Source organism: Pseudomonas sp. B8(2017) (assembly GCF_002113575.1).
Classification (GTDB): domain Bacteria; phylum Pseudomonadota; class Gammaproteobacteria; order Pseudomonadales; family Pseudomonadaceae; genus Aquipseudomonas; species Aquipseudomonas putida_Z.
This window is the reverse complement of record NZ_NEIO01000005.1, coordinates 221,613-239,427: the sequence shown is the minus strand read 5'-3', so window position 1 is coordinate 239,427 and position 17,815 is coordinate 221,613. Positions and strand designations below refer to the sequence as shown.

The window sequence follows — 17,815 nt, the reverse complement described above, 5'->3', positions numbered from 1 at the left end:
CCAACGAGGGCTTCGCTGACCGAGGGGCCATCATCCGTGCCAGGCCATCAGGTTGCCAGCACTTCATCGAGGTCATAAACCTCGGCAATTTCCCGCATGTCGTCGGGCATGCTGCGCACCTGGCAACCCTTGCCGGCGGCCTGGGCATCACGCATGAATGCCAGCAGCAACGACAGGCCGACACTGGTGGAGCGCTGCACTGCCGAGCAATCGAGCACCAACTGCGCCTCGCGGCAGGCCGCGATCAGCGCCTTGCCCTGCTTGCGCAGGGCCGGCCCGCTGCGGTAGTCCAGCACGCCGGCCAGGCGCAGCACGCCCGGCTCGGCCATGCTTACACCGGCCTCACTCATTTGACGGTCTTCTCTGGCGAGTTGTCGGCAGCCTGCTTGGCCTTGGCCACTTCGCCGGCCCAGCCGTCGATGGTCTTGTCCAGGTCGTTGCCATTGCGCTGCATGGCGTCGGCGAACTGGTCGCGGAACAGCTTGCCGATGTTGATGCCGTTGACGATCACGTTACGCACCTTCCACTCGCCGCCGATGTTTTCCAGGGTGTACTGCACCGGATACACGGCACCGTTGTTGCCGGTGACCTTCATGCCAACGCTGGCGCGCTTGCCGTCATCAGCCTTGGCCGGGTCGACGGTGATGCCCTGGTTGTTGTACTCGAGCAGGGCATTGCCATAGAACTGCATCAGGCTGCGCTTGAAGTTTTCCTGGAAGCGCTGCATCTGCTCGGGGGTAGCCTTGCGCGAGTACTTGACGGTCATGATGCTTCTGGAAATACCGTCAGCGTCCACCACCGGGCCGAGGATGCGGTTCAGCGCATCGTAGAAGGCGTTGGGGTTGGACTTGTACTGTTCCTTGTTGGCCTTGAGGTCGCCCAGCAGTTCAGTGGTGGTGCCCTGAACCACATCGTGAGGCGTCTGCGCAGCCATGGTCAGCAGGGGGAAGGCCGCCAGCAGGACCAGCAGGCCACGTCGCAGGATGGAAATCATGGAAACTCCTTAATTAGCCGGTTGCGCTTCTTTCGGTTCCTTGCCAACGGAGTTGAGCAGGAACTTGCCAATCAGATCTTCCAGCACCAGCGCCGACTGGGTGTCGTGGATGGTCCCGCCGTCCTTGAGCACCTGGTCCTCACCGCCCACGCTGATGCCGATGTACTTCTCGCCAAGCAACCCGGCGGTCAGGATCGAAGCAGTGGAGTCGGTCGGCAGGTTGTCCACCGACTTGTCCAGCTGCAGAGTCACCCGACCGGTGTACGAATCACGGTCCAGATCGATGGCGGTAACCTTGCCGATGGTCACACCGGCCATGGTCACTTTAGCTCTGACCGTCAAACCGGCGATATTGTCGAAGTAGGCATAAACTTTATAGGTATCGCTGCTCGGGCTGGCCGACAGCCCGCTGACACGCAGGGCGAGCAGCAGCAGCGCCAGGATCCCGGCCAGGAGGAACAGGCCGACACCGATTTCCAGGGTGCGGTTTTGCATCAGAAATCTCCAAACATCAAGGCGGTCAGAATAAAGTCCAGACCCAGCACTGCCAACGAGGCATAGACCACGGTCTTGGTGGTGGCACGGCTGATCCCTTCTGAGGTGGGCTCACAGTCGTACCCCTGGAATACGGCGATCCAGGTCGTGACGAAGGCAAATACCAGGCTCTTGATCAGCCCGTTGAGCACGTCGTCGGTGAACGAAACACTGTTCTGCATGTTGGCCCAGAACGAGCCCTCGTAGACGCCCAGCCAGTCCACCGCCACCCACGAGCCACCCCAGATGCCGACCACGCTGAAGATCAGCGCCAGCAACGGCAGCGAGATGAAACCGGCCCACAGGCGCGGCGCGACGATGTACTTGAGCGGGTCGACGCCGATCATTTCAAGGCTCGACAACTGCTCGGTGGACTTCATGTTGCCGATTTCTGCGGTCAGCGCCGAACCGGCACGGCCGGCGAACAGCAATGCCGTCACCACCGGGCCGAGCTCACGCAGCAGGGTCAGGGCAACCATCTGCCCCACTGCCTGCTCCGAGCCGTACTTGGTCAGGATGCTGAAGCCCTGCAGCGCCAGCACCATGCCGATGAACACGCCGGACACGACGATGATCGCCAACGACAGCACGCCCACCGAATACAGCTGCTTGACCAGCAGCTGGAAGCCGCCACCGATGCCGCCACGGCCGATCAGCGCATGGAACAGGAACAGACAGGAGCGCCCCAGCACCGCCAGCACGTCGATGGCCGAGCGCCCCAGCAGGCGGACACGTTCTAGTAAGGATTTTCTGCGCATCAACGCGCTCCCAGCAGGTCGGCGCGGTAGTCAGGCGCAGGGAAATGGAAAGGCACCGGGCCGTCCGGATCGCCCTTCATGAACTGGCGAATGCGCGGGTTGTCCGAGCCCATCAGCTCGTCAGGCGTCCCCTGGCCCAGCACCTGGCCATCACCTACCACATAGATGTAGTCGGCGATGCTGGCGGTTTCCGCCAGGTCATGGGAAACGACGATGCTGGTGATACCCAGGGCGTCGTTGAGCAGGCGGATCAGACGCACCAATACACCCATGGCGATCGGGTCCTGGCCGACGAACGGTTCATCGTACATGAGGATCTGCGGGTCCAGGGCAATCGCCCGAGCCAACGCCACACGGCGTTTCATGCCACCGGACAGCTCGTCGGGCATCAGGTCGATGGCACCGCGCAGCCCCACGGCCTGCAGCTTCATCAGCACGATATCGCGGATCATCTCGTCCGACAGCTGGGTGTGCACGCGCAGCGGGAACGCGACGTTCTCGAACACATCGAGATCGGTGAACAGCGCGCCGCTCTGGAACAGCACCCCCATTTGCTTGCGGGCGTCGAACAGGTCGCTGCGCGACAGCGTCGGCAGGTTTTGCCCGGCAACCCAGACCTCACCGCTGGAGGGGCGCAACTGCGCGCCCATCAGGCGGAGCAACGTGGTCTTGCCGCAACCCGATGGCCCCATGATACCGGTGACCTTGCCGCGCGGGATGCGAATGTCGACGTTGCTGAAAATGCTGCGCGAACCGCGTTTGAAGGTAACCCCCTTCAACTCGACCGCGTAGGCGCTATCCACACTCATCTAGACTCCTTGCTAGTGCAGCCTCGTCCTAATGGACGTCGGCCTCCATCTGGAAGGCACAAGCGCCCCTGGCAGGCCGAATAGCGGCGAACTATAGCACCGCTGACAGCGCCGCCCCAAGGTCGGCTAACGAGTCGTTCAGCCCTGCGACAGGCTAGCGAGACATTCACCGCGGCAATCGAAAGCGTGAGGGTTTCTTTCATTGCAGCTATAATCGCCGCCTTTTCATCAGGCATTGCTTTTTCGACATGAGCCAATCCAGCGAGCTGATCCAATCCGCCCAACGCACCCTGCGCCTGGAACTCGAGGCCGTAGAGGCCCTGCTGGCGCGCATCGACGACAATTTCGTCAAGGCCTGCGAACTGATCCTGGCCAGCAAGGGCCGGGTCGTCGTGGTCGGCATGGGCAAGTCCGGGCACATCGGCAACAAGATCGCCGCCACCCTGGCCAGCACCGGCACACCGGCGTTTTTCGTGCACCCGGCCGAAGCCAGCCATGGCGACATGGGCATGATCACCCGCGATGATGTCATCCTTGCCCTGTCGAATTCCGGTAGCACCGCCGAAATCGTCACCCTGCTGCCGCTGATCAAGCGCCTGGGCATCAAGCTGATCAGCCTGACCGGCAACCCGGACTCGCCCCTGGCCCAGGCTGCCGAGGTCAACCTCGACGCCCGCGTCGAGCAAGAGGCCTGCCCGCTGAACCTGGCCCCCACCTCCTCCACCACCGCATCGCTGGTGCTGGGCGACGCGCTGGCCATTGCCCTGCTCGAAGCCCGCGGCTTCACCGCCGAGGACTTTGCCTTCTCGCACCCGGGTGGTGCACTGGGCCGCCGCCTGCTGCTCAAGGTGGAGAACGTGATGCACGCCGGCGACGAACTGCCCCAGGTGCCCCGCGGTACCCTGCTCAAGGACGCACTCCTTGAAATGTCCCGCAAAGGCTTGGGCATGACCGTGATCGTCGAAGCCGATGGCAAGCTGGCAGGGATCTTCACCGACGGCGACCTGCGCCGCAGCCTGGACCGCAACATCGACGTCCACACCACCCTGATCGACCAGGTAATGACCGTGCACGGCAAGACGGCCCGCGCCGAAATGCTCGCGGCCGAGGCCCTGAAGATCATGGAAGACCACAAGATCGGCGCCCTGGTGGTGGTGGACCGCGAGGACCGCCCCACCGGCGCCCTGAACATGCACGACCTGCTGCGCGCCGGCGTGATGTAAAGGAGCGATGGAATGAACCAGGACCTCATGCAACGCGGCAAGAACATCAAGCTGGCAGTGTTCGACGTGGACGGCGTGCTCACCGACGGGCGCCTGTACTTCCTCGAGGACGGCAGCGAGTTCAAGACCTTCAACACCCTCGACGGCCAGGGCATCAAGATGCTCATGGCCTCAGGCGTGACCACCGCGATCATCAGCGGGCGCAAGACCCCGGTGGTCGAGCGCCGGGCGAAGAACCTCGGCATCCCGCACCTGTACCAGGGCCGCGAGGACAAACTGGTGGTGCTGGACGGCCTGCTCGCCGAACTGGGCCTGAGCTATGCTCAAGTGGCCTACCTGGGCGACGACCTGCCCGACCTGCCGGTAATCCGCCGGGTCGCCCTGGGCATGGCGGTGGCCAACGCCGCGCCGTTCGTTCGCCAGCACGCCCATGGCGTGACCCAGGCACGTGGCGGCGAAGGCGCGGCCCGTGAATTCTGCGAACTGATCATGCAGGCCCAGGGCACCCTGGACGCTGCCAACGCCAACTACCTGTAAGGCTGCCCATGTTCAGCAAGAAAGCCCGCAACATTGCGCTGCTCGCGGTGATCGCCGCCCTGCTGGTGGCGATCGGCTACTGGAATGTCAGCCCGGAAAGCTTCCTCGACAAGCCGGTGACCCAGGTCGACGAAAGCGCCATCGACTACTATGCGGTCAACGCCCACAGTGTGCAGTTCCTGCCCGACGGCAAGCTGCAGTACGAAATGACCGCCGACAAGGTCGAACACCTCAAGGCCAGCGAAATCACCCTGCTGACCACGCCGGACCTGCACCTGTACCGCGGTACCGAATACCCGTGGCACGTGCAGAGCACCCGCGCCGAAGTCAACCCGGACGGCAGCGAAGTCGAACTGATCGACAACGTACGGGTCGCCCGCACCGACGAAAAGCAGCGCGAAATGATCATTACCAGCTCACGCATGACCGTGTTCCCGCAGAAGCAATATGCGCAGACCGAGCAAGCCGTTAGAATCGACGGCGCCGGTGGCACAACTACGGGCAAAGGAATGAAAGCGTATTTGAAAGAAGGCAAGATGGACTTGCTCTCTAACGTAAGAGGACAGTATGAGGCTCGTTAAAACCCTCCCCCTTTTGCTCAGCCTGAGCGCAGCACTGGGAAGCGCGAGCGCCCTCGCCCTGCCGAACGACCGTGACCAGCCTATCCGCATCCAGGCCGACAACGCCCACCTGGACGACAAGCAGGGCGTGGCCACCTACACCGGCGACGTGATCATCACCCAGGGTTCGATGATGATCAAAGGCAACACCGTGACCATCACCCGCTCCGCCTCCGGCGACATCGACGTGGTGACCTCGGTGGGCAACCTGGCCTACTTCGAGCAGCAGCAGAGCGCAGCCAAGCCAGACAAGATGAAAGGCTGGGCGGTGACCATCCAGTACCAGTCGCAGAAGGACATGGTGATCCTCACCGACCGCGCCAAGGTCGAGAACGAAGGCAACACCACCGAAGGCGAGAAGATCGTCTACAACACCCAGACCCAGGTGGCAACCGCCGGTCGCGGTGGCAACGTGACCTCGCCGCGTCAGCGTATCGACATGGTGATCCAGCCCAAGAAGAAGGCCGAGTAAATGGCAACCCTCAAAGCCCAGCACCTGGCCAAGAGCTACAAGGGGCGGCAAGTCGTACGTGACGTCAGCCTGTCGATCGACAGCGGCCAGATCGTCGGCCTGCTCGGCCCCAACGGCGCCGGCAAGACCACCTGCTTCTACATGATCGTCGGCCTGGTCCAGGCCGATCAGGGGCGCGTGCTGATCGACAACCTCGATGTCAGCCACCAGCCCATGCACGGTCGCGCCCGCGCCGGCATCGGCTACCTGCCGCAGGAAGCCTCGATCTTCCGCAAGCTGTCGGTGGCCGACAACATCATGGCCATCCTCGAGACCCGCAAGGAACTCGATCGCGACGGCCGGCGCAAAGAGCTGGAAAGCCTGCTGCAGGAGTTCCACATCAGCCACATTCGCGACAACCTCGGCATGAGCCTGTCCGGTGGTGAGCGCCGCCGCGTGGAAATTGCCCGCGCGCTGGCGACCGCACCCAAGTTCATCCTGCTGGACGAACCGTTTGCCGGTGTCGACCCGATTTCGGTCGGCGACATCAAGCAGATCATCCATCACCTCAAGGCCAAGGGTATCGGTGTACTGATCACCGACCACAACGTGCGTGAGACCCTGGATATCTGCGAAACCGCCTATATCGTCAACGATGGCCGGCTGATCGCCGAAGGCGACGCCGAAACCATCCTGACCAACGACCTGGTCAAAGAGGTTTACCTGGGCCACGAGTTCCGGCTCTGAGCCTGGCACGCGCCTGGAGTACTGGCAAATCGCCCTGAAACCCGGGGTAAAGTGTTACGGTGCTCTAGGCAAACGCTACAATTTAAGGCATAAAACTTGCTTGATCTGGCGCCCCGGCGCCCTCGTGTAGTGGATGGCGCATGCGCGCCGGCGAACAAGGTATTAAGCCCCAGCCATGAAACCATCGCTCGTCCTAAAAATGGGCCAGCAACTGACGATGACACCGCAGTTGCAACAGGCCATCCGCCTGCTCCAGCTCTCCACCCTGGACCTCCAACAGGAAATCCAGGAAGCGCTGGAGTCGAACCCGATGCTCGAACGTCAGGAAGACGGCGACGACTTCGACAACAGCGACCCGATGGCGGACAACGCCGAGAACAAGCCGGCCGCCGAAGTCCAGGACAACAGCTTCCAGGAAAGCACCACCAGTGCCGACACCCTGGAAGACGGCGAGTGGAGCGAGCGCATCCCCAACGAACTGCCGGTCGACACCGCCTGGGAAGACATCTACCAGACCAGTGCCAGCAGCCTGCCGAGCAACGACGACGACGAGTGGGACTTCACCACCCGCACATCGGCCGGCGAAAGCCTGCAAAGCCACCTGCTGTGGCAACTGAACCTGGCCCCGATGTCCGACACCGACCGCCTGATCGCCGTCACCCTGATCGACAGCATCAACGGCCAGGGCTACCTGGAAGACACCCTCGAGGAAATCTGCGCCGGTTTCGACCCGGAGCTGGATATCGAGCTGGACGAGGTCGAAGCGGTGCTGCACCGCATTCAGCAGTTCGAGCCAGCCGGCGTTGCCGCCCGCACCCTGGGCGAATGCCTGTTGCTGCAACTGCGCCAGCTGCCTGCCAGCACCCCGTGGATGGCCGAAGCCAAGCGCCTGGTCACCGACTTCATCGACCTGCTCGGCAGCCGTGATTACAGCCAGCTGATGCGTCGCATGAAAATCAAGGAAGACGAGCTGCGCCAGGTCATCGAGCTGGTACAAAGCCTCAACCCGCGCCCCGGCTCGCAGATCGAGTCCAGCGAGCCCGAGTACGTGGTGCCCGACGTCATCGTGCGCAAGGACAGCGACCGCTGGCTGGTGGAGCTGAACCAGGAGGCCATTCCGCGCCTGCGCGTCAACCCGCAGTACGCCGGCTTTGTGCGCCGGGCCGACACCAGCGCCGACAACACCTTCATGCGCAACCAGCTGCAGGAAGCGCGCTGGTTCATCAAGAGCCTGCAAAGCCGCAACGAAACCCTGATGAAGGTGGCCACGCAGATCGTCGAGCACCAGCGCGGCTTCCTCGACCACGGCGACGAAGCGATGAAGCCGTTGGTACTGCATGACATCGCCGAAGCGGTGGGCATGCACGAGTCGACCATTTCGCGGGTAACCACGCAGAAATACATGCACACCCCGCGTGGCATCTACGAACTGAAATACTTTTTCTCCAGCCACGTCAGCACCTCCGAAGGCGGAGAATGCTCGTCTACGGCGATCCGCGCGATCATCAAGAAACTGGTTGCGGCGGAAAATCAGAAAAAGCCATTGAGTGACAGCAAGATCGCTGGTTTACTGGAGGCACAAGGCATCCAGGTAGCCCGTCGCACCGTCGCCAAGTACCGCGAGTCCCTCGGCATCGCACCGTCGAGCGAGCGCAAGCGACTGATGTAGCCCCTGAGATGTGCCACAGCGTTTGTGGGGCAGGTGCAAGACCTGCCTCTTTATGCACGGGCAACAAAGGAGAAGCTGTATGCAAGTCAATATCAGTGGACAGCATGTAGAAGTCACCCAGCCACTGCGCGATTATGTGCTTGAAAAGCTCGCTCGCGTGGAAAGTCACTTCGACAAGATCACCAACGTGCAGGTCATCATGAAAGTCGAGAAGCTGCAGCAGAAGGTCGAGGCGACCTTGCAGATTCCCGGCGGCGAAGTGGTTGCCAACGCCGAACACGAAGACATGTATGCAGCGATCGACGCCTTGGCCGACAAGCTCGACCGCCAACTGAAAAAACACAAGGAAAAACAGCAAAGCCTGCTGCAAGGTGCAGCTGCCCGCTGATCCCCCTCATCCATGATCCGACTTGAAACCATCCTGACCCCCGGCCGTTCCCTCGTGAACGTGCCGGGCGGCAGCAAGAAGCGCGCCCTGGAAAAGGTCGCCACCGTCATCGCCGAACAAGTGCCCGAACTGGAGATGCAAGACGTCTTCGAAAAACTGGTCGCCCGGGAAAAACTCGGCTCGACCGGTTTCGGCAACGGCATCGCCATCCCGCACTGCCGGCTTGAAGGATGTTCCGCTCCGGTCAGCGCCCTGCTGCACCTGGAAGCCCCTATCGACTACGACGCCATCGATGGCGCGCCGGTGGACCTGCTGTTCGTCCTGCTGGTGCCAGAAGCCGCCACCGATGCCCATCTGGAACTGCTGCGCCAGATTGCCAGCATGCTCGATCGCAAGGAGGTCCGTGATCGCCTGCGTGCGGCCACCAGCAGCGAGGCCCTGTTCCAGGTTGTCCTGGACGTACAGAACGAGCACTGAACATGCGCCTGATCATCGTCAGCGGCCGGTCCGGCTCCGGCAAGAGCACCGCCCTCGATGTCCTGGAAGACAACGGTTTCTACTGCATTGACAACCTGCCCGCCGGGCTGCTGCCACAGCTGGCGGAAAATGCGCTGATCAATACCGAGTTGCTGCAACCCAAGGTCGCCGTGTCGATCGACGCGCGCAACCTGCCCAGCCACCTGACGCGTTTCCCCGAGTTGCTCGAAGAAGCCCGCGCCCGGCATATCCAGTGCGACGTGCTGTACCTGGATGCCGACGAAGACATGCTGCTCAAGCGCTTCTCGGAAACCCGCCGGCGCCACCCGCTGACCAACGCCAACCGCTCGCTCGCGGAAGCGATTCGGGTGGAAAGCGAATTGCTGGGGCCGATTGCGGACCTGGCCGACCTGAAGATCGATACCACCAGCCTGAACCTGTACCAGTTGCGTGATTCGATCAAGCTGCGCCTGCTCAACCAGCCCGAGCCTGGCACCGCGTTCCTGGTCGAGTCGTTCGGTTTCAAGCGCGGAATGCCGGTCGATGCCGACCTGGTGTTCGATGTGCGCTGCCTGCCCAACCCCTACTGGAAGCCCGAGCTGCGTGAGCACTCCGGCCTCGACCAACCGGTAATCGACTACCTGGCCGCACAGCCGGATGTCGAAGAGATGTTCAACGACATTTCCAGCTACCTGCTCAAGTGGCTGCCCCGCTTCGCCGCCAGCAACCGTGCCTACGTCACCATTGCCATTGGCTGCACCGGCGGTCACCACCGCTCGGTGTACATCACCGAACGCCTTGGCCAGCTGCTGCAGCAATCCCTGAAAAACGTCCAGGTCCGCCACCGCGACCTCTAGCCCAAGGATCCGCCCCACGATGCCCGCCCGTGAAATCACCATCATCAACAAGCTGGGTCTGCATGCCCGGGCGGCAGCCAAGTTCGTCGGCGTTGCCGGCCGCTTCCCCTGCCAGGTCAGGGTTGGCCGTGCGCCGGACAAGCTGGTGGATGGCAAGAGCATCATGGCGGTGATGATGCTGGCGGCCGGCAAAGGCACCCAGGTGCACCTGCATACCGAAGGCGAGCAGGACGTTGATGCCATGGATGCGCTGGTCGAGCTGATCAACAACTTCTTCGACGAAGGCGAATGAATTTCGCTGGCTCATTCGCAAGCGGTACGCGTACCCTGTGGAGCTTTAGCCGCGAAGAATCCAACGCGGTGCATGGCACCGGCTCCGCCGGTGTTCGCGGCTAAAGCCGCTCCCACAGAGTCCCGGCTAATTCAATGAGTTATGTGCCGCTCCCACAGCGAAGCCGGTGAACACCCCATCATCCGGCGCAAACCGATGCACAGCCCCAAGCTGGCCAGGCCAGGTCCAACCAGGCGAAGCCGCGCGCCGATAGCAATGCAGTGCCTGCCAGTAACAGCAAAGTCCCAAGCGCCAGGCGAAACAGGCGAAACAGGCGCACACGGCTGACAGACATCATCTGGTAGCGCATACCGGGGAGACTCACTTCAGGGTTTCGAGGTAGCGGCGCTCCACTTCTGCCCAGTCAATGACGTTGTAGAAAGCACCGATGTATTCCGGACGACGGTTCTGGTACTTCAGGTAGTAGGCATGCTCCCACACGTCCAGGCCGAGGATTGGCGTGTTGCCGTGCATCAGCGGGCTGTCCTGGTTGCCGCTGCTTTCCACTACCAGGGTTTTCTGCGGGGTCACGCTGAGCCAGGCCCAGCCACTGCCGAAGCGGGTCAGCGCAGCCCTGGTGAAGGCCTCCTTGAAGGCATCGAAGCCACCCAGTTGGGCGTCGATGGCCTGCGCCAGAGCGCCCTGCGGCTCTCCCCCACCCTGCGGCGACATGACGGTCCAGAACAGGCTGTGGTTGGCGTGCCCGCCGCCATGGTTGATCACCGCACCACGCAGGTTTTCCGGCAGTTGCCCGACCGCGCCGAGCAGTTTTTCCACCGGCCACTCAGCCCACTCGGTGCCTTCGATGGCGGCGTTGAGGCCATTGACGTAGGTCTGGTGGTGCTTGGTGTGGTGGATTTCCATGGTCTGCGCGTCGATGTGCGGTTCCAGCGCAGCGTAGGCGTAAGGCAGTGCAGGCAAGGTATGGGGCATATCAGTGAACTCCGTAGGCATGGGTTGGGCGATGACCAATGCGGCCACCGCTGGCGCTTGGGCCGTACCTCAGTGTCAGATACCACCGGCGGTAAGCTTCTCCGGGTCCAGCAGCGCTTCCAGCTGGTCACGCGACAGGTCGGTGTGCTCCAGCGCCACGTCGATGATCGGACGGCCCTGCTTGTAGGCGGTCTTGGCGATTTCGGCAGCCTTGAGGTAGCCGATGATCGGGTTCAGCGCCGTGACCAGAATCGGGTTGCGTGCCAGGGCTTCCTTGAGCTTGCTTTCGTTGACCTTGAAGCTGGCGATGGCCTTGTCGGCCAGCAGGCGGCTGACGTTGGCCATCAGCTCGATGCTCTCCAGCAGGTTGCGGGCGATCACCGGCAGCATCACGTTCAGTTCGAAGTTGCCGGACTGACCGGCGATGGCGATGGTGGCGTCATTGCCGATCACCTGGGCGGCGACCATGGCGGTGGCCTCCGGAATCACCGGGTTGACCTTGCCCGGCATGATCGAAGAGCCCGGCTGCAGGCCTTGCAGCTCGATTTCGCCCAGCCCGGCCAGCGGGCCAGAGTTCATCCAGCGCAGGTCGTTGGCGATCTTCATCAGCGCCACGGCGGCAGTCTTGAGCTGGCCGGACAGGGCCACGGCGGTGTCCTGCGAGCCGATCAGGGCGAACAGGTTCTGCCCGGGGGTGAACTCGACCTGGGTCAGGCCGCTGAGCTGGCGGGCGAAACCGGCAGCGAACTGTGGGTGAGCGTTGATGCCGGTGCCCACGGCGGTGCCACCCTGGGCCAGCGCCTGCAGGCTCGGCAGGGTCGCTTCGATGTGTGCCTTGGCGCCATTGATCTGCGCCGCCCAGCCATCCAGCACCTGGCTCATGCGCACTGGCATGGCGTCCATCAGGTGGGTGCGGCCGGTCTTCACGTACTGATGCACCTGTGCCGACTTGGCCTCGATCACCTGTACCAGGTGCGCCAGGGCTGGCAGCAGTTGCTCGTGCAGGGCCAGGGCGGCGCTGACGTGAATGGTGGTCGGGATGATGTCGTTGCTGCTCTGGCCGCAGTTGACGTGGTCGTTGGCGTTGACGGCTTCACCCAGCACGCGACTGGCCAGAGTCGCGATCACCTCGTTGGCGTTCATGTTCGAGCTGGTGCCGGAGCCGGTCTGGAACATATCCACCGGGAAATGCTGGATGAAGTCACCCGCCAGCAGTTGCTCGACTGCCGTGACGATGGCCTGACCCTGCGCGGTCGACAGCTGTTCCAGTTCGACGTTGGCCTTGGCCGCGGCAGCTTTGGCCAGCAGCAGCGCGCGAATGAACTGGGCCGGCATGCGCTGGCCGCTGATCGGGAAGTTGTCGACCGCGCGCTGGGTCTGGGCACCGTACAGGGCCTGGGCCGGCACCTGCAGTTCGCCCATGCTGTCACGCTCGATACGGGTATCACTCATCATCAAATCCTTGCATCAGTTCATCGGGAGAAATCGACGGCAGCAGGCGGCAATTGGCCAACTGCAGGGCATAGGGCTGCCAGCGCTGGTTCTGGGCCTCGCGGTCGAGGTTGCGCAGGTCCAGCAGCGGGCGCCAGGCCTGGTCCAGGCACAGGCAGCGCCAATGCCAGGGCAGCATGCGGTCGCAGGCGGTATCCAGCAGCAGGCGGAAGGAGGTCAGCGCCACCGTCCATGGCGAGGTCTCGGTGCAGCACACCAGGTAACGGCCTTCAGCCAGGTAATGCTCGATCAAGCGCGGCTCGTCGGGCTCGAGCGCACAGCGGATGCGTCGGCTGAGCCAGCGCCAGTTTTCCAGGTAGGGCAGTTCGCGGAGGACGGGTTTCATGAACATCATCGCCGGGTTACTGGATAATGATATTCATTATTAAGTGATAAACAGAATCACTTCAAGAGAAAGGTGATGAAACAAAAAACCCGGCGTGGGGCCGGGTCTTCGGTTTCATTGAGAATTCTCTATAGCCTGCACCGGCCTCTTCGCGGGCTTGCCCGCTCCCACAGGATCGCACAGGTTTCAAGCTTGTGCAGTATCTGTGGGAGCGGGCAAGCCCGCGAAGAGGCCGGTACAGGCTATGGATCAGCTACCCGCCACAGTCATCCGCTCGATCAGCACCGACCCGGTGTGAATGTTGCTGCGGGTCTCAAGATCGCTGCCAATCGCGACAATCTGCTGGAACATGTCTTTCATGTTCCCGGCAATGGTCACTTCCTGCACCGCGTGCTGAATCTCGCCATTCTCGACCCAGAACCCTGCCGCGCCACGGGAATAATCCCCCGTCACCATGTTCAGGCCATGCCCCATCAACTCGGTCACCAGCAGCCCGCGGCCCATGCGCCGGATCAGCGCCGCCTGGTCTTCGACACCATGGCTGACGAACAGGTTGTGCACGCCGCCGGCATTGGCCGTGCTTGGCAAACCCAGCTTGCGCCCGGAATAGGTACCCAGCAGGTACGACACCAGCTCACCCTTGTCGACGAACGGCTTGGCATAGGTAGCCAGGCCATCGCCGTCGAATGCGGCACTGCCCAGTGCCCGCGGAATGTGCGGGCGCTCGTCGAGGGTCAGCCAGGTAGGGAACAGGCGCTGGCCGATGGTACCCTCCAAAAACGACGACTTGCGATACAGGTTGCCGCCGGAGATGGCCGACAGGAAGCTGCCGAACAGGCCACCGGCCAGCTCGGCCGAGAACAGCACCGGCACCTCGCAGGTCGGCACCGGCCGCGCACCCAGGCGGCTGGCGGCACGCTGGGCAGCGCGCACGCCGATGCTACGCGGGTCTGCCAGCAGGTTGCCCTGGCGGTTCACGTCGTACCAGTAATCACGCTGCATCTGGCCGTCGCCTTCGGCGATCATCACGCAGCTCAGGCTGTGCCGGGTCGAGGCGTAGCCACCGATGAAACCATGGCTGTTGCCATACACGCGGCAGCCCTGGTGGGTATTGAGGGTGGTGCCGTCGGCATTGAGGATACGCGGGTCGGCGTCGAACGCCGCCGCCTCGCAGGCCAGGGCCATCTCGATGGCACTCTCCGGCTCGAGGTTCCAGTCGTGGTACAGGTCCAGGTCCGGGATCTCGCGGGCCATCAACGCTGCGTCGGCCAGGCCGGAACATTCGTCCTCGGAGGTATGCTTGGCAATCGCCAAGGCGGCGGCGACGGTTTCGCGGATCGCTTCCGGGCCACTGGCCGAGGTGCTGGCCGAGCCTTTGCGCTGGCCCACATAGAGGGTGATGCCAAAGCCCTGGTCGCGGTTGAACTCGACCGTTTCGACCTCTCGCTGGCGTACCGTGGTGGACAGGCCCTGCTCCAGCGACACCGCCACTTCGCAGGCACTGGCCCCCTGGCGGCGCGCTTCGGCGATGATCGCCTCGACCTGCTCCTGCAATGCTGGCAGGTCCTTCGGACCTACGCTCTGGACTGCACTCATGGTTCTCTCCACTCAAATTCTGCGTTCGGCGAGGGTCATTCTACGACCGGGCCGGACAAGCGGCCCCCGACTGGTTATCATGGCGGCGATTTCTAGCGGACTGCCACCATGGTTGATTCAAACGACGACGCCTTCGACGGCGAAAAAAGCAAAACCCAGATCAAGCGCGAGCTGCATGCGCTGGTCGAACTCGGCGAGCGCCTTACCACGCTCAAGGCCGATACCCTGGCTCGCCTGCCGTTGACCGACGAGCTGCGCAAGGCCCTGGCCGAAGCCAGCAAGCACACCGCTCACGGTGCCCGCAAACGCCACATGTCGTTTGTCGGCAAGCTGATGCGCGTGCAGGACCTGGATGCCATCCACGCCTTGCTCGAACAGATGGACAGCTCGACCCGCCAGTACAACGAGCGCTTCCACGGCCTGGAGCGCTGGCGCGACCGGTTGATCGACGGTAACGACGAAGACCTCGAGCGCTTCGTCAGCGAATACCCCGACACCGACCGCCAGCAACTGCGCTCGCTGGTACGCCATGCCCAGCACGAGAAGGCGCGGAACAAACCGCCTGCCGCCGCGCGCAAGGTGTTCAAGTACATCCGCGACCTCGACGAGCTGCAGCGCGGCTTGCGCTGACAGGCTGGGCCCCTGTGGGAGCGGGCAAGTCGAGGCGTCGAACCGCCGCGAACACCGGCGAAGCCGGTGCCATGCACCGCGTCGCCTGCTTCGCGGGCTCGCCCGCTCCCACACCCGAAGCCATCACGCGCCGGTACCGCCCACGGTAATCGCATCCAGCTTCAAGGTCGGCTGCCCGACCCCCACCGGCACCGACTGCCCGTCCTTGCCGCAAGTCCCTACCCCGCTGTCCAGCGCCAGGTCGTTACCGACCATCGACACCCGGCTCATCGCCTCCGGGCCATTGCCGATCAGGGTCGCCCCCTTCACCGGCGCGGTAATCTTGCCGTCTTCGATCAGGTAGGCCTCACTGGTCGAGAACACGAACTTGCCGCTGGTGATGTCCACCTGGCCACCGCCGAGGTTGGCGCAGTAGATACCCTTCTTCACCGAAGCGATGATTTCCTGCGGGTCGCTTTCGCCGGCACGCATGTAGGTGTTGGTCATGCGCGGCATCGGCAGGTGCGCGTAGGATTCGCGGCGGCCGTTGCCGGTCACCGCCATGCCCATCAGGCGCGCGTTCAGCTTGTCCTGCATGTAGCCCTTGAGCACACCGTTCTCGATCAGCGTGGTGCACTCGGTCGGGGTGCCTTCGTCATCCACGCTCAGCGAGCCACGGCGGCCTTCGAGGGTGCCGTCGTCGACGATGGTGCACAGGCTCGATGCCACTTTCTCGCCAATGCGGCCGCTGAACGCCGAACTGCCCTTGCGGTTGAAGTCACCTTCCAGGCCATGGCCGACAGCCTCGTGCAGCAGCACGCCCGACCAGCCCGACCCCAGCACCACCGGCAGGGTACCAGCCGGTGCCGGGATCGCCTCCAGGTTCACCAGGGCCTGGCGCAGTGCTTCGCGGGCATAGCCCATGACCCGCTCTTCGGTGAAGAAGCGGTAGTCGGTACGCCCGCCACCGCCCTGCCCGCCACGCTCGCGGCGGCCATTCTGCTCGACGATGACGCTGACGTTGAAGCGCACCAGCGGGCGCACGTCGGCGGCCAGGCTGCCATCGGCCGCAGCGATCAGGATGCGTTCCCAGACCCCGGCCATGCTCACACTGACCTGCTGGATACGCGGGTCCAGGGCACGGGTGGCGGCGTCGACACGCTTGAGCAGATCGACCTTTTCGGCACGGCTGAGCACATCCAGCGGGTTGTCCGCCGGATAAAGGGCAGTCACGTCCTGGCTGCGGAAGGCCTGCACCTTGCCGTTCTGCCCGGCACGGGAGATCGAACGGGCGGCACGGGCGGCCGAGGTCAGCGCTTCGAGGTTGATTGCGTTGCTGTAGGCAAAGCCGGTCTTTTCACCGGACTGGGCACGCACGCCCACGCCCTGGTCGAGGTTGAAACTGCCCTCTTTGACGATGCCGTCTTCCAGCGCCCAGGTTTCCGAGATCTGGCCCTGGAAATACAGGTCGGCGGCATCGATGCCGGGGCCGGCCAACTCACCCAGCACGCTCTGCAGGCTGTCCAGGGTCAAGCCGCCTGGGGCCAGGAGCTGCTCGCTGACGGTGGATAACATCTGGCTCATAGTCACTCCGAGGTGTGCGCAGGCCGCAACGCGCCCTGCGAGAAAAAGCGCCGGTGCGATACCACCGGCATGCGCGCCCGGATGGACGCTTGTTCGTCAATGTCGCGCTCGGCGAGCAGTACCGCTTCACCTTGCGCCTGTTCCGCGACGATGCGCCCCCAGGGGTCGACGATCGCCGCATGGCCATGGGTTTCCCGTGGCCCCGGGTGAGTGCCGCCCTGTGCCGCAGCCAGCAGATAGCACTGGGTCTCGATGGCCCGGGCGCGCACCAGCACTTCCCAGTGCGCCGCGCCCGTTACCGCAGTGAAGGCGGCCGGCGCAGTGATCAGTTCCGCACCAGCGGCGCGCAGTGCGCTGTACAGTTCGGGGAAGCGCAGGTCGTAGCACACGCTCAGCCCCAGCCGCCCCACCGGCGTATCAGCCACCACTACCTGGGCGCCGTGGGCATAGTCATCAGACTCGCGGTAACGGCCACGGTTGTCGGCAACGTCCACATCGAACAGGTGCAGCTTGTCATAGCGTGCCGCTACCTCACCGTGTTCGTCGATCAACAGCGAGCAGGCATGCGCCTTGGCTTCAGGCTGGCCGACCGGTGGCAATGGCAAGGTACCGGCGACAATCCATAACTTGAGGTCGCGGGCGGTACGTTTCAACCATGGCAGGATCGGCCCTTCGCCCAACGCTTCGGCGCGGCCGATGGCAGCGGCGTCCTTGCGGCCCATGGCGGCGAAGTTTTCCGGCAGCACGGCCAGCCGTGCACCGCCAAAGGCGGCCTGCTCCAGCAGGGCACCGGCGCGCTGCAGGTTGGCCAGCACATCGTCCTGGCTGACCATCTGGATTACAGCTGCCTTCATGGGCACT

Annotated in this window: 22 protein-coding genes; 11 read left to right on the top strand and 11 right to left on the bottom strand. The window is 63.4% G+C overall.

Annotated features, from left to right (window positions below; translation table 11 throughout):
* Positions 1-47: 47 nt before the first annotated feature.
* The 5 genes from CAG22_RS10775 to CAG22_RS10755 are packed head-to-tail and all read right to left on the bottom strand — an operon-like array spanning position 48 to position 3,095.
* The gene (locus CAG22_RS10775; RefSeq protein WP_025337827.1) at positions 48-350 is read right to left on the bottom strand and encodes a lipid asymmetry maintenance protein MlaB; all 303 of its coding nucleotides are present in this window, start codon (positions 348-350) and stop codon (positions 48-50) included.
* Positions 347-994: a phospholipid-binding protein MlaC gene (locus tag CAG22_RS10770; RefSeq protein WP_025337826.1), complete on the bottom strand. Its 648-nt coding sequence runs from the start codon at positions 992-994 to the stop codon at positions 347-349. Before CAG22_RS10770 ends, CAG22_RS10775 begins: the two co-directional genes overlap by 4 nt.
* Before the next feature lie 9 nt (positions 995-1,003).
* Positions 1,004-1,489: an outer membrane lipid asymmetry maintenance protein MlaD gene (gene mlaD, locus CAG22_RS10765; protein ID WP_003257921.1), complete on the bottom strand. Its 486-nt coding sequence runs from the start codon at positions 1,487-1,489 to the stop codon at positions 1,004-1,006.
* Positions 1,489-2,286 (bottom strand): lipid asymmetry maintenance ABC transporter permease subunit MlaE, encoded by a 798-nt coding sequence (mlaE, locus tag CAG22_RS10760; RefSeq protein WP_025337825.1) that lies wholly within the window; start codon positions 2,284-2,286, stop codon positions 1,489-1,491. Before mlaE ends, mlaD begins: the two co-directional genes overlap by 1 nt.
* The gene (locus tag CAG22_RS10755; RefSeq protein ID WP_012270662.1) at positions 2,286-3,095 is read right to left on the bottom strand and encodes an ATP-binding cassette domain-containing protein; all 810 of its coding nucleotides are present in this window, start codon (positions 3,093-3,095) and stop codon (positions 2,286-2,288) included. Before CAG22_RS10755 ends, mlaE begins: the two co-directional genes overlap by 1 nt.
* A gap of 248 nt (positions 3,096-3,343) precedes the next feature.
* Between CAG22_RS10755 and CAG22_RS10750 the strand changes: the two genes are divergently transcribed.
* The 10 genes from CAG22_RS10750 to CAG22_RS10705 all read left to right on the top strand — a co-directional run bounded on the left by CAG22_RS10750 (position 3,344) and on the right by CAG22_RS10705 (position 10,356).
* The gene (locus tag CAG22_RS10750) at positions 3,344-4,318 is read left to right on the top strand and encodes an SIS domain-containing protein (RefSeq protein ID WP_003257920.1); all 975 of its coding nucleotides are present in this window, start codon (positions 3,344-3,346) and stop codon (positions 4,316-4,318) included.
* 12 nt (positions 4,319-4,330) lie between these two features.
* Positions 4,331-4,855 carry an HAD family hydrolase gene (locus CAG22_RS10745; RefSeq protein ID WP_024086339.1) on the top strand — a complete coding sequence of 175 codons (525 nt, stop codon included), beginning with the start codon at positions 4,331-4,333 and terminating at the stop codon, positions 4,853-4,855.
* Between the two features lie 8 nt (positions 4,856-4,863).
* On the top strand, positions 4,864-5,436 hold the full coding sequence (gene lptC, locus CAG22_RS10740; protein WP_025337824.1) for an LPS export ABC transporter periplasmic protein LptC: 573 nt from the start codon (positions 4,864-4,866) through the stop codon (positions 5,434-5,436).
* Complete coding sequence (lptA, locus tag CAG22_RS10735) at positions 5,423-5,947, top strand: lipopolysaccharide transport periplasmic protein LptA (RefSeq protein WP_015269063.1); 525 nt, start codon at positions 5,423-5,425, stop codon at positions 5,945-5,947. Before lptC ends, lptA begins: the two co-directional genes overlap by 14 nt.
* Positions 5,948-6,673: an LPS export ABC transporter ATP-binding protein gene (lptB, locus tag CAG22_RS10730; RefSeq protein WP_085705452.1), complete on the top strand. Its 726-nt coding sequence runs from the start codon at positions 5,948-5,950 to the stop codon at positions 6,671-6,673.
* A gap of 175 nt (positions 6,674-6,848) precedes the next feature.
* On the top strand, positions 6,849-8,342 hold the full coding sequence (locus CAG22_RS10725; RefSeq protein ID WP_015269061.1) for an RNA polymerase factor sigma-54: 1,494 nt from the start codon (positions 6,849-6,851) through the stop codon (positions 8,340-8,342).
* A gap of 79 nt (positions 8,343-8,421) precedes the next feature.
* The gene (gene hpf / locus CAG22_RS10720) at positions 8,422-8,730 is read left to right on the top strand and encodes a ribosome hibernation-promoting factor, HPF/YfiA family (protein ID WP_003255135.1); all 309 of its coding nucleotides are present in this window, start codon (positions 8,422-8,424) and stop codon (positions 8,728-8,730) included.
* 12 nt (positions 8,731-8,742) lie between these two features.
* A complete protein-coding gene (ptsN, locus tag CAG22_RS10715) occupies positions 8,743-9,207 on the top strand; it encodes a PTS IIA-like nitrogen regulatory protein PtsN (RefSeq protein ID WP_015269060.1) in 465 nt (154 codons plus the stop codon).
* 2 nt (positions 9,208-9,209) lie between these two features.
* Entirely contained in the window at positions 9,210-10,064 is an 855-nt protein-coding gene (rapZ, locus tag CAG22_RS10710; protein WP_085587488.1) for an RNase adapter RapZ, read from the top strand.
* 19 nt (positions 10,065-10,083) lie between these two features.
* Entirely contained in the window at positions 10,084-10,356 is a 273-nt protein-coding gene (locus CAG22_RS10705) for an HPr family phosphocarrier protein (RefSeq protein WP_023660775.1), read from the top strand.
* Between the two features lie 360 nt (positions 10,357-10,716).
* On the opposite strand, the gene CAG22_RS10700 is transcribed toward CAG22_RS10705, so the two are convergent.
* From CAG22_RS10700 to pmbA, 4 genes are all read right to left on the bottom strand, one after another.
* Positions 10,717-11,328 carry a superoxide dismutase gene (locus CAG22_RS10700; protein ID WP_085705451.1) on the bottom strand — a complete coding sequence of 204 codons (612 nt, stop codon included), beginning with the start codon at positions 11,326-11,328 and terminating at the stop codon, positions 10,717-10,719.
* A 75-nt stretch (positions 11,329-11,403) separates the two neighbouring features.
* The gene (locus CAG22_RS10695; RefSeq protein WP_085705450.1) at positions 11,404-12,780 is read right to left on the bottom strand and encodes a lyase family protein; all 1,377 of its coding nucleotides are present in this window, start codon (positions 12,778-12,780) and stop codon (positions 11,404-11,406) included.
* Positions 12,773-13,174 (bottom strand): hypothetical protein, encoded by a 402-nt coding sequence (locus CAG22_RS10690; RefSeq protein WP_025337819.1) that lies wholly within the window; start codon positions 13,172-13,174, stop codon positions 12,773-12,775. Before CAG22_RS10690 ends, CAG22_RS10695 begins: the two co-directional genes overlap by 8 nt.
* A gap of 240 nt (positions 13,175-13,414) precedes the next feature.
* Positions 13,415-14,761, bottom strand: coding sequence for a metalloprotease PmbA (gene pmbA, locus CAG22_RS10685; protein WP_085705449.1), 1,347 nt, complete (start codon positions 14,759-14,761; stop codon positions 13,415-13,417).
* Between the two features lie 108 nt (positions 14,762-14,869).
* Between pmbA and yjgA the strand changes: the two genes are divergently transcribed.
* Entirely contained in the window at positions 14,870-15,391 is a 522-nt protein-coding gene (yjgA, locus tag CAG22_RS10680; RefSeq protein WP_025337817.1) for a ribosome biogenesis factor YjgA, read from the top strand.
* Between the two features lie 123 nt (positions 15,392-15,514).
* Here yjgA and tldD read toward each other — a convergent pair whose 3' ends face one another.
* Complete coding sequence (gene tldD, locus CAG22_RS10675) at positions 15,515-16,954, bottom strand: metalloprotease TldD (RefSeq protein ID WP_025337816.1); 1,440 nt, start codon at positions 16,952-16,954, stop codon at positions 15,515-15,517.
* Between the two features lie 2 nt (positions 16,955-16,956).
* Positions 16,957-17,808 carry a carbon-nitrogen hydrolase family protein gene (locus tag CAG22_RS10670; RefSeq protein WP_075043863.1) on the bottom strand — a complete coding sequence of 284 codons (852 nt, stop codon included), beginning with the start codon at positions 17,806-17,808 and terminating at the stop codon, positions 16,957-16,959.
* Between the last annotated feature and the right edge of the window lie 7 nt (positions 17,809-17,815).

What these genes read in the sequence shown, in the direction of transcription:
- CAG22_RS10775 (WP_025337827.1), bottom strand. Translation starts at nt 350, where the DNA reads ATGAGTGAGGCCGGTGTAAGCATGGCCGAGCCGGGCGTGCTGCGCCTG.
- CAG22_RS10770 (WP_025337826.1), bottom strand. Translation starts at nt 994, where the DNA reads ATGATTTCCATCCTGCGACGTGGCCTGCTGGTCCTGCTGGCGGCCTTC.
- mlaD (WP_003257921.1), bottom strand. Translation starts at nt 1,489, where the DNA reads ATGCAAAACCGCACCCTGGAAATCGGTGTCGGCCTGTTCCTCCTGGCC.
- mlaE (WP_025337825.1), bottom strand. Translation starts at nt 2,286, where the DNA reads ATGCGCAGAAAATCCTTACTAGAACGTGTCCGCCTGCTGGGGCGCTCG.
- CAG22_RS10755 (WP_012270662.1), bottom strand. Translation starts at nt 3,095, where the DNA reads ATGAGTGTGGATAGCGCCTACGCGGTCGAGTTGAAGGGGGTTACCTTC.
- CAG22_RS10750 (WP_003257920.1), top strand. Translation starts at nt 3,344, where the DNA reads ATGAGCCAATCCAGCGAGCTGATCCAATCCGCCCAACGCACCCTGCGC.
- CAG22_RS10745 (WP_024086339.1), top strand. Translation starts at nt 4,331, where the DNA reads ATGAACCAGGACCTCATGCAACGCGGCAAGAACATCAAGCTGGCAGTG.
- lptC (WP_025337824.1), top strand. Translation starts at nt 4,864, where the DNA reads ATGTTCAGCAAGAAAGCCCGCAACATTGCGCTGCTCGCGGTGATCGCC.
- lptA (WP_015269063.1), top strand. Translation starts at nt 5,423, where the DNA reads ATGAGGCTCGTTAAAACCCTCCCCCTTTTGCTCAGCCTGAGCGCAGCA.
- lptB (WP_085705452.1), top strand. Translation starts at nt 5,948, where the DNA reads ATGGCAACCCTCAAAGCCCAGCACCTGGCCAAGAGCTACAAGGGGCGG.
- CAG22_RS10725 (WP_015269061.1), top strand. Translation starts at nt 6,849, where the DNA reads ATGAAACCATCGCTCGTCCTAAAAATGGGCCAGCAACTGACGATGACA.
- hpf (WP_003255135.1), top strand. Translation starts at nt 8,422, where the DNA reads ATGCAAGTCAATATCAGTGGACAGCATGTAGAAGTCACCCAGCCACTG.
- ptsN (WP_015269060.1), top strand. Translation starts at nt 8,743, where the DNA reads ATGATCCGACTTGAAACCATCCTGACCCCCGGCCGTTCCCTCGTGAAC.
- rapZ (WP_085587488.1), top strand. Translation starts at nt 9,210, where the DNA reads ATGCGCCTGATCATCGTCAGCGGCCGGTCCGGCTCCGGCAAGAGCACC.
- CAG22_RS10705 (WP_023660775.1), top strand. Translation starts at nt 10,084, where the DNA reads ATGCCCGCCCGTGAAATCACCATCATCAACAAGCTGGGTCTGCATGCC.
- CAG22_RS10700 (WP_085705451.1), bottom strand. Translation starts at nt 11,328, where the DNA reads ATGCCCCATACCTTGCCTGCACTGCCTTACGCCTACGCTGCGCTGGAA.
- CAG22_RS10695 (WP_085705450.1), bottom strand. Translation starts at nt 12,780, where the DNA reads ATGAGTGATACCCGTATCGAGCGTGACAGCATGGGCGAACTGCAGGTG.
- CAG22_RS10690 (WP_025337819.1), bottom strand. Translation starts at nt 13,174, where the DNA reads ATGATGTTCATGAAACCCGTCCTCCGCGAACTGCCCTACCTGGAAAAC.
- pmbA (WP_085705449.1), bottom strand. Translation starts at nt 14,761, where the DNA reads ATGAGTGCAGTCCAGAGCGTAGGTCCGAAGGACCTGCCAGCATTGCAG.
- yjgA (WP_025337817.1), top strand. Translation starts at nt 14,870, where the DNA reads ATGGTTGATTCAAACGACGACGCCTTCGACGGCGAAAAAAGCAAAACC.
- tldD (WP_025337816.1), bottom strand. Translation starts at nt 16,954, where the DNA reads ATGAGCCAGATGTTATCCACCGTCAGCGAGCAGCTCCTGGCCCCAGGC.
- CAG22_RS10670 (WP_075043863.1), bottom strand. Translation starts at nt 17,808, where the DNA reads ATGAAGGCAGCTGTAATCCAGATGGTCAGCCAGGACGATGTGCTGGCC.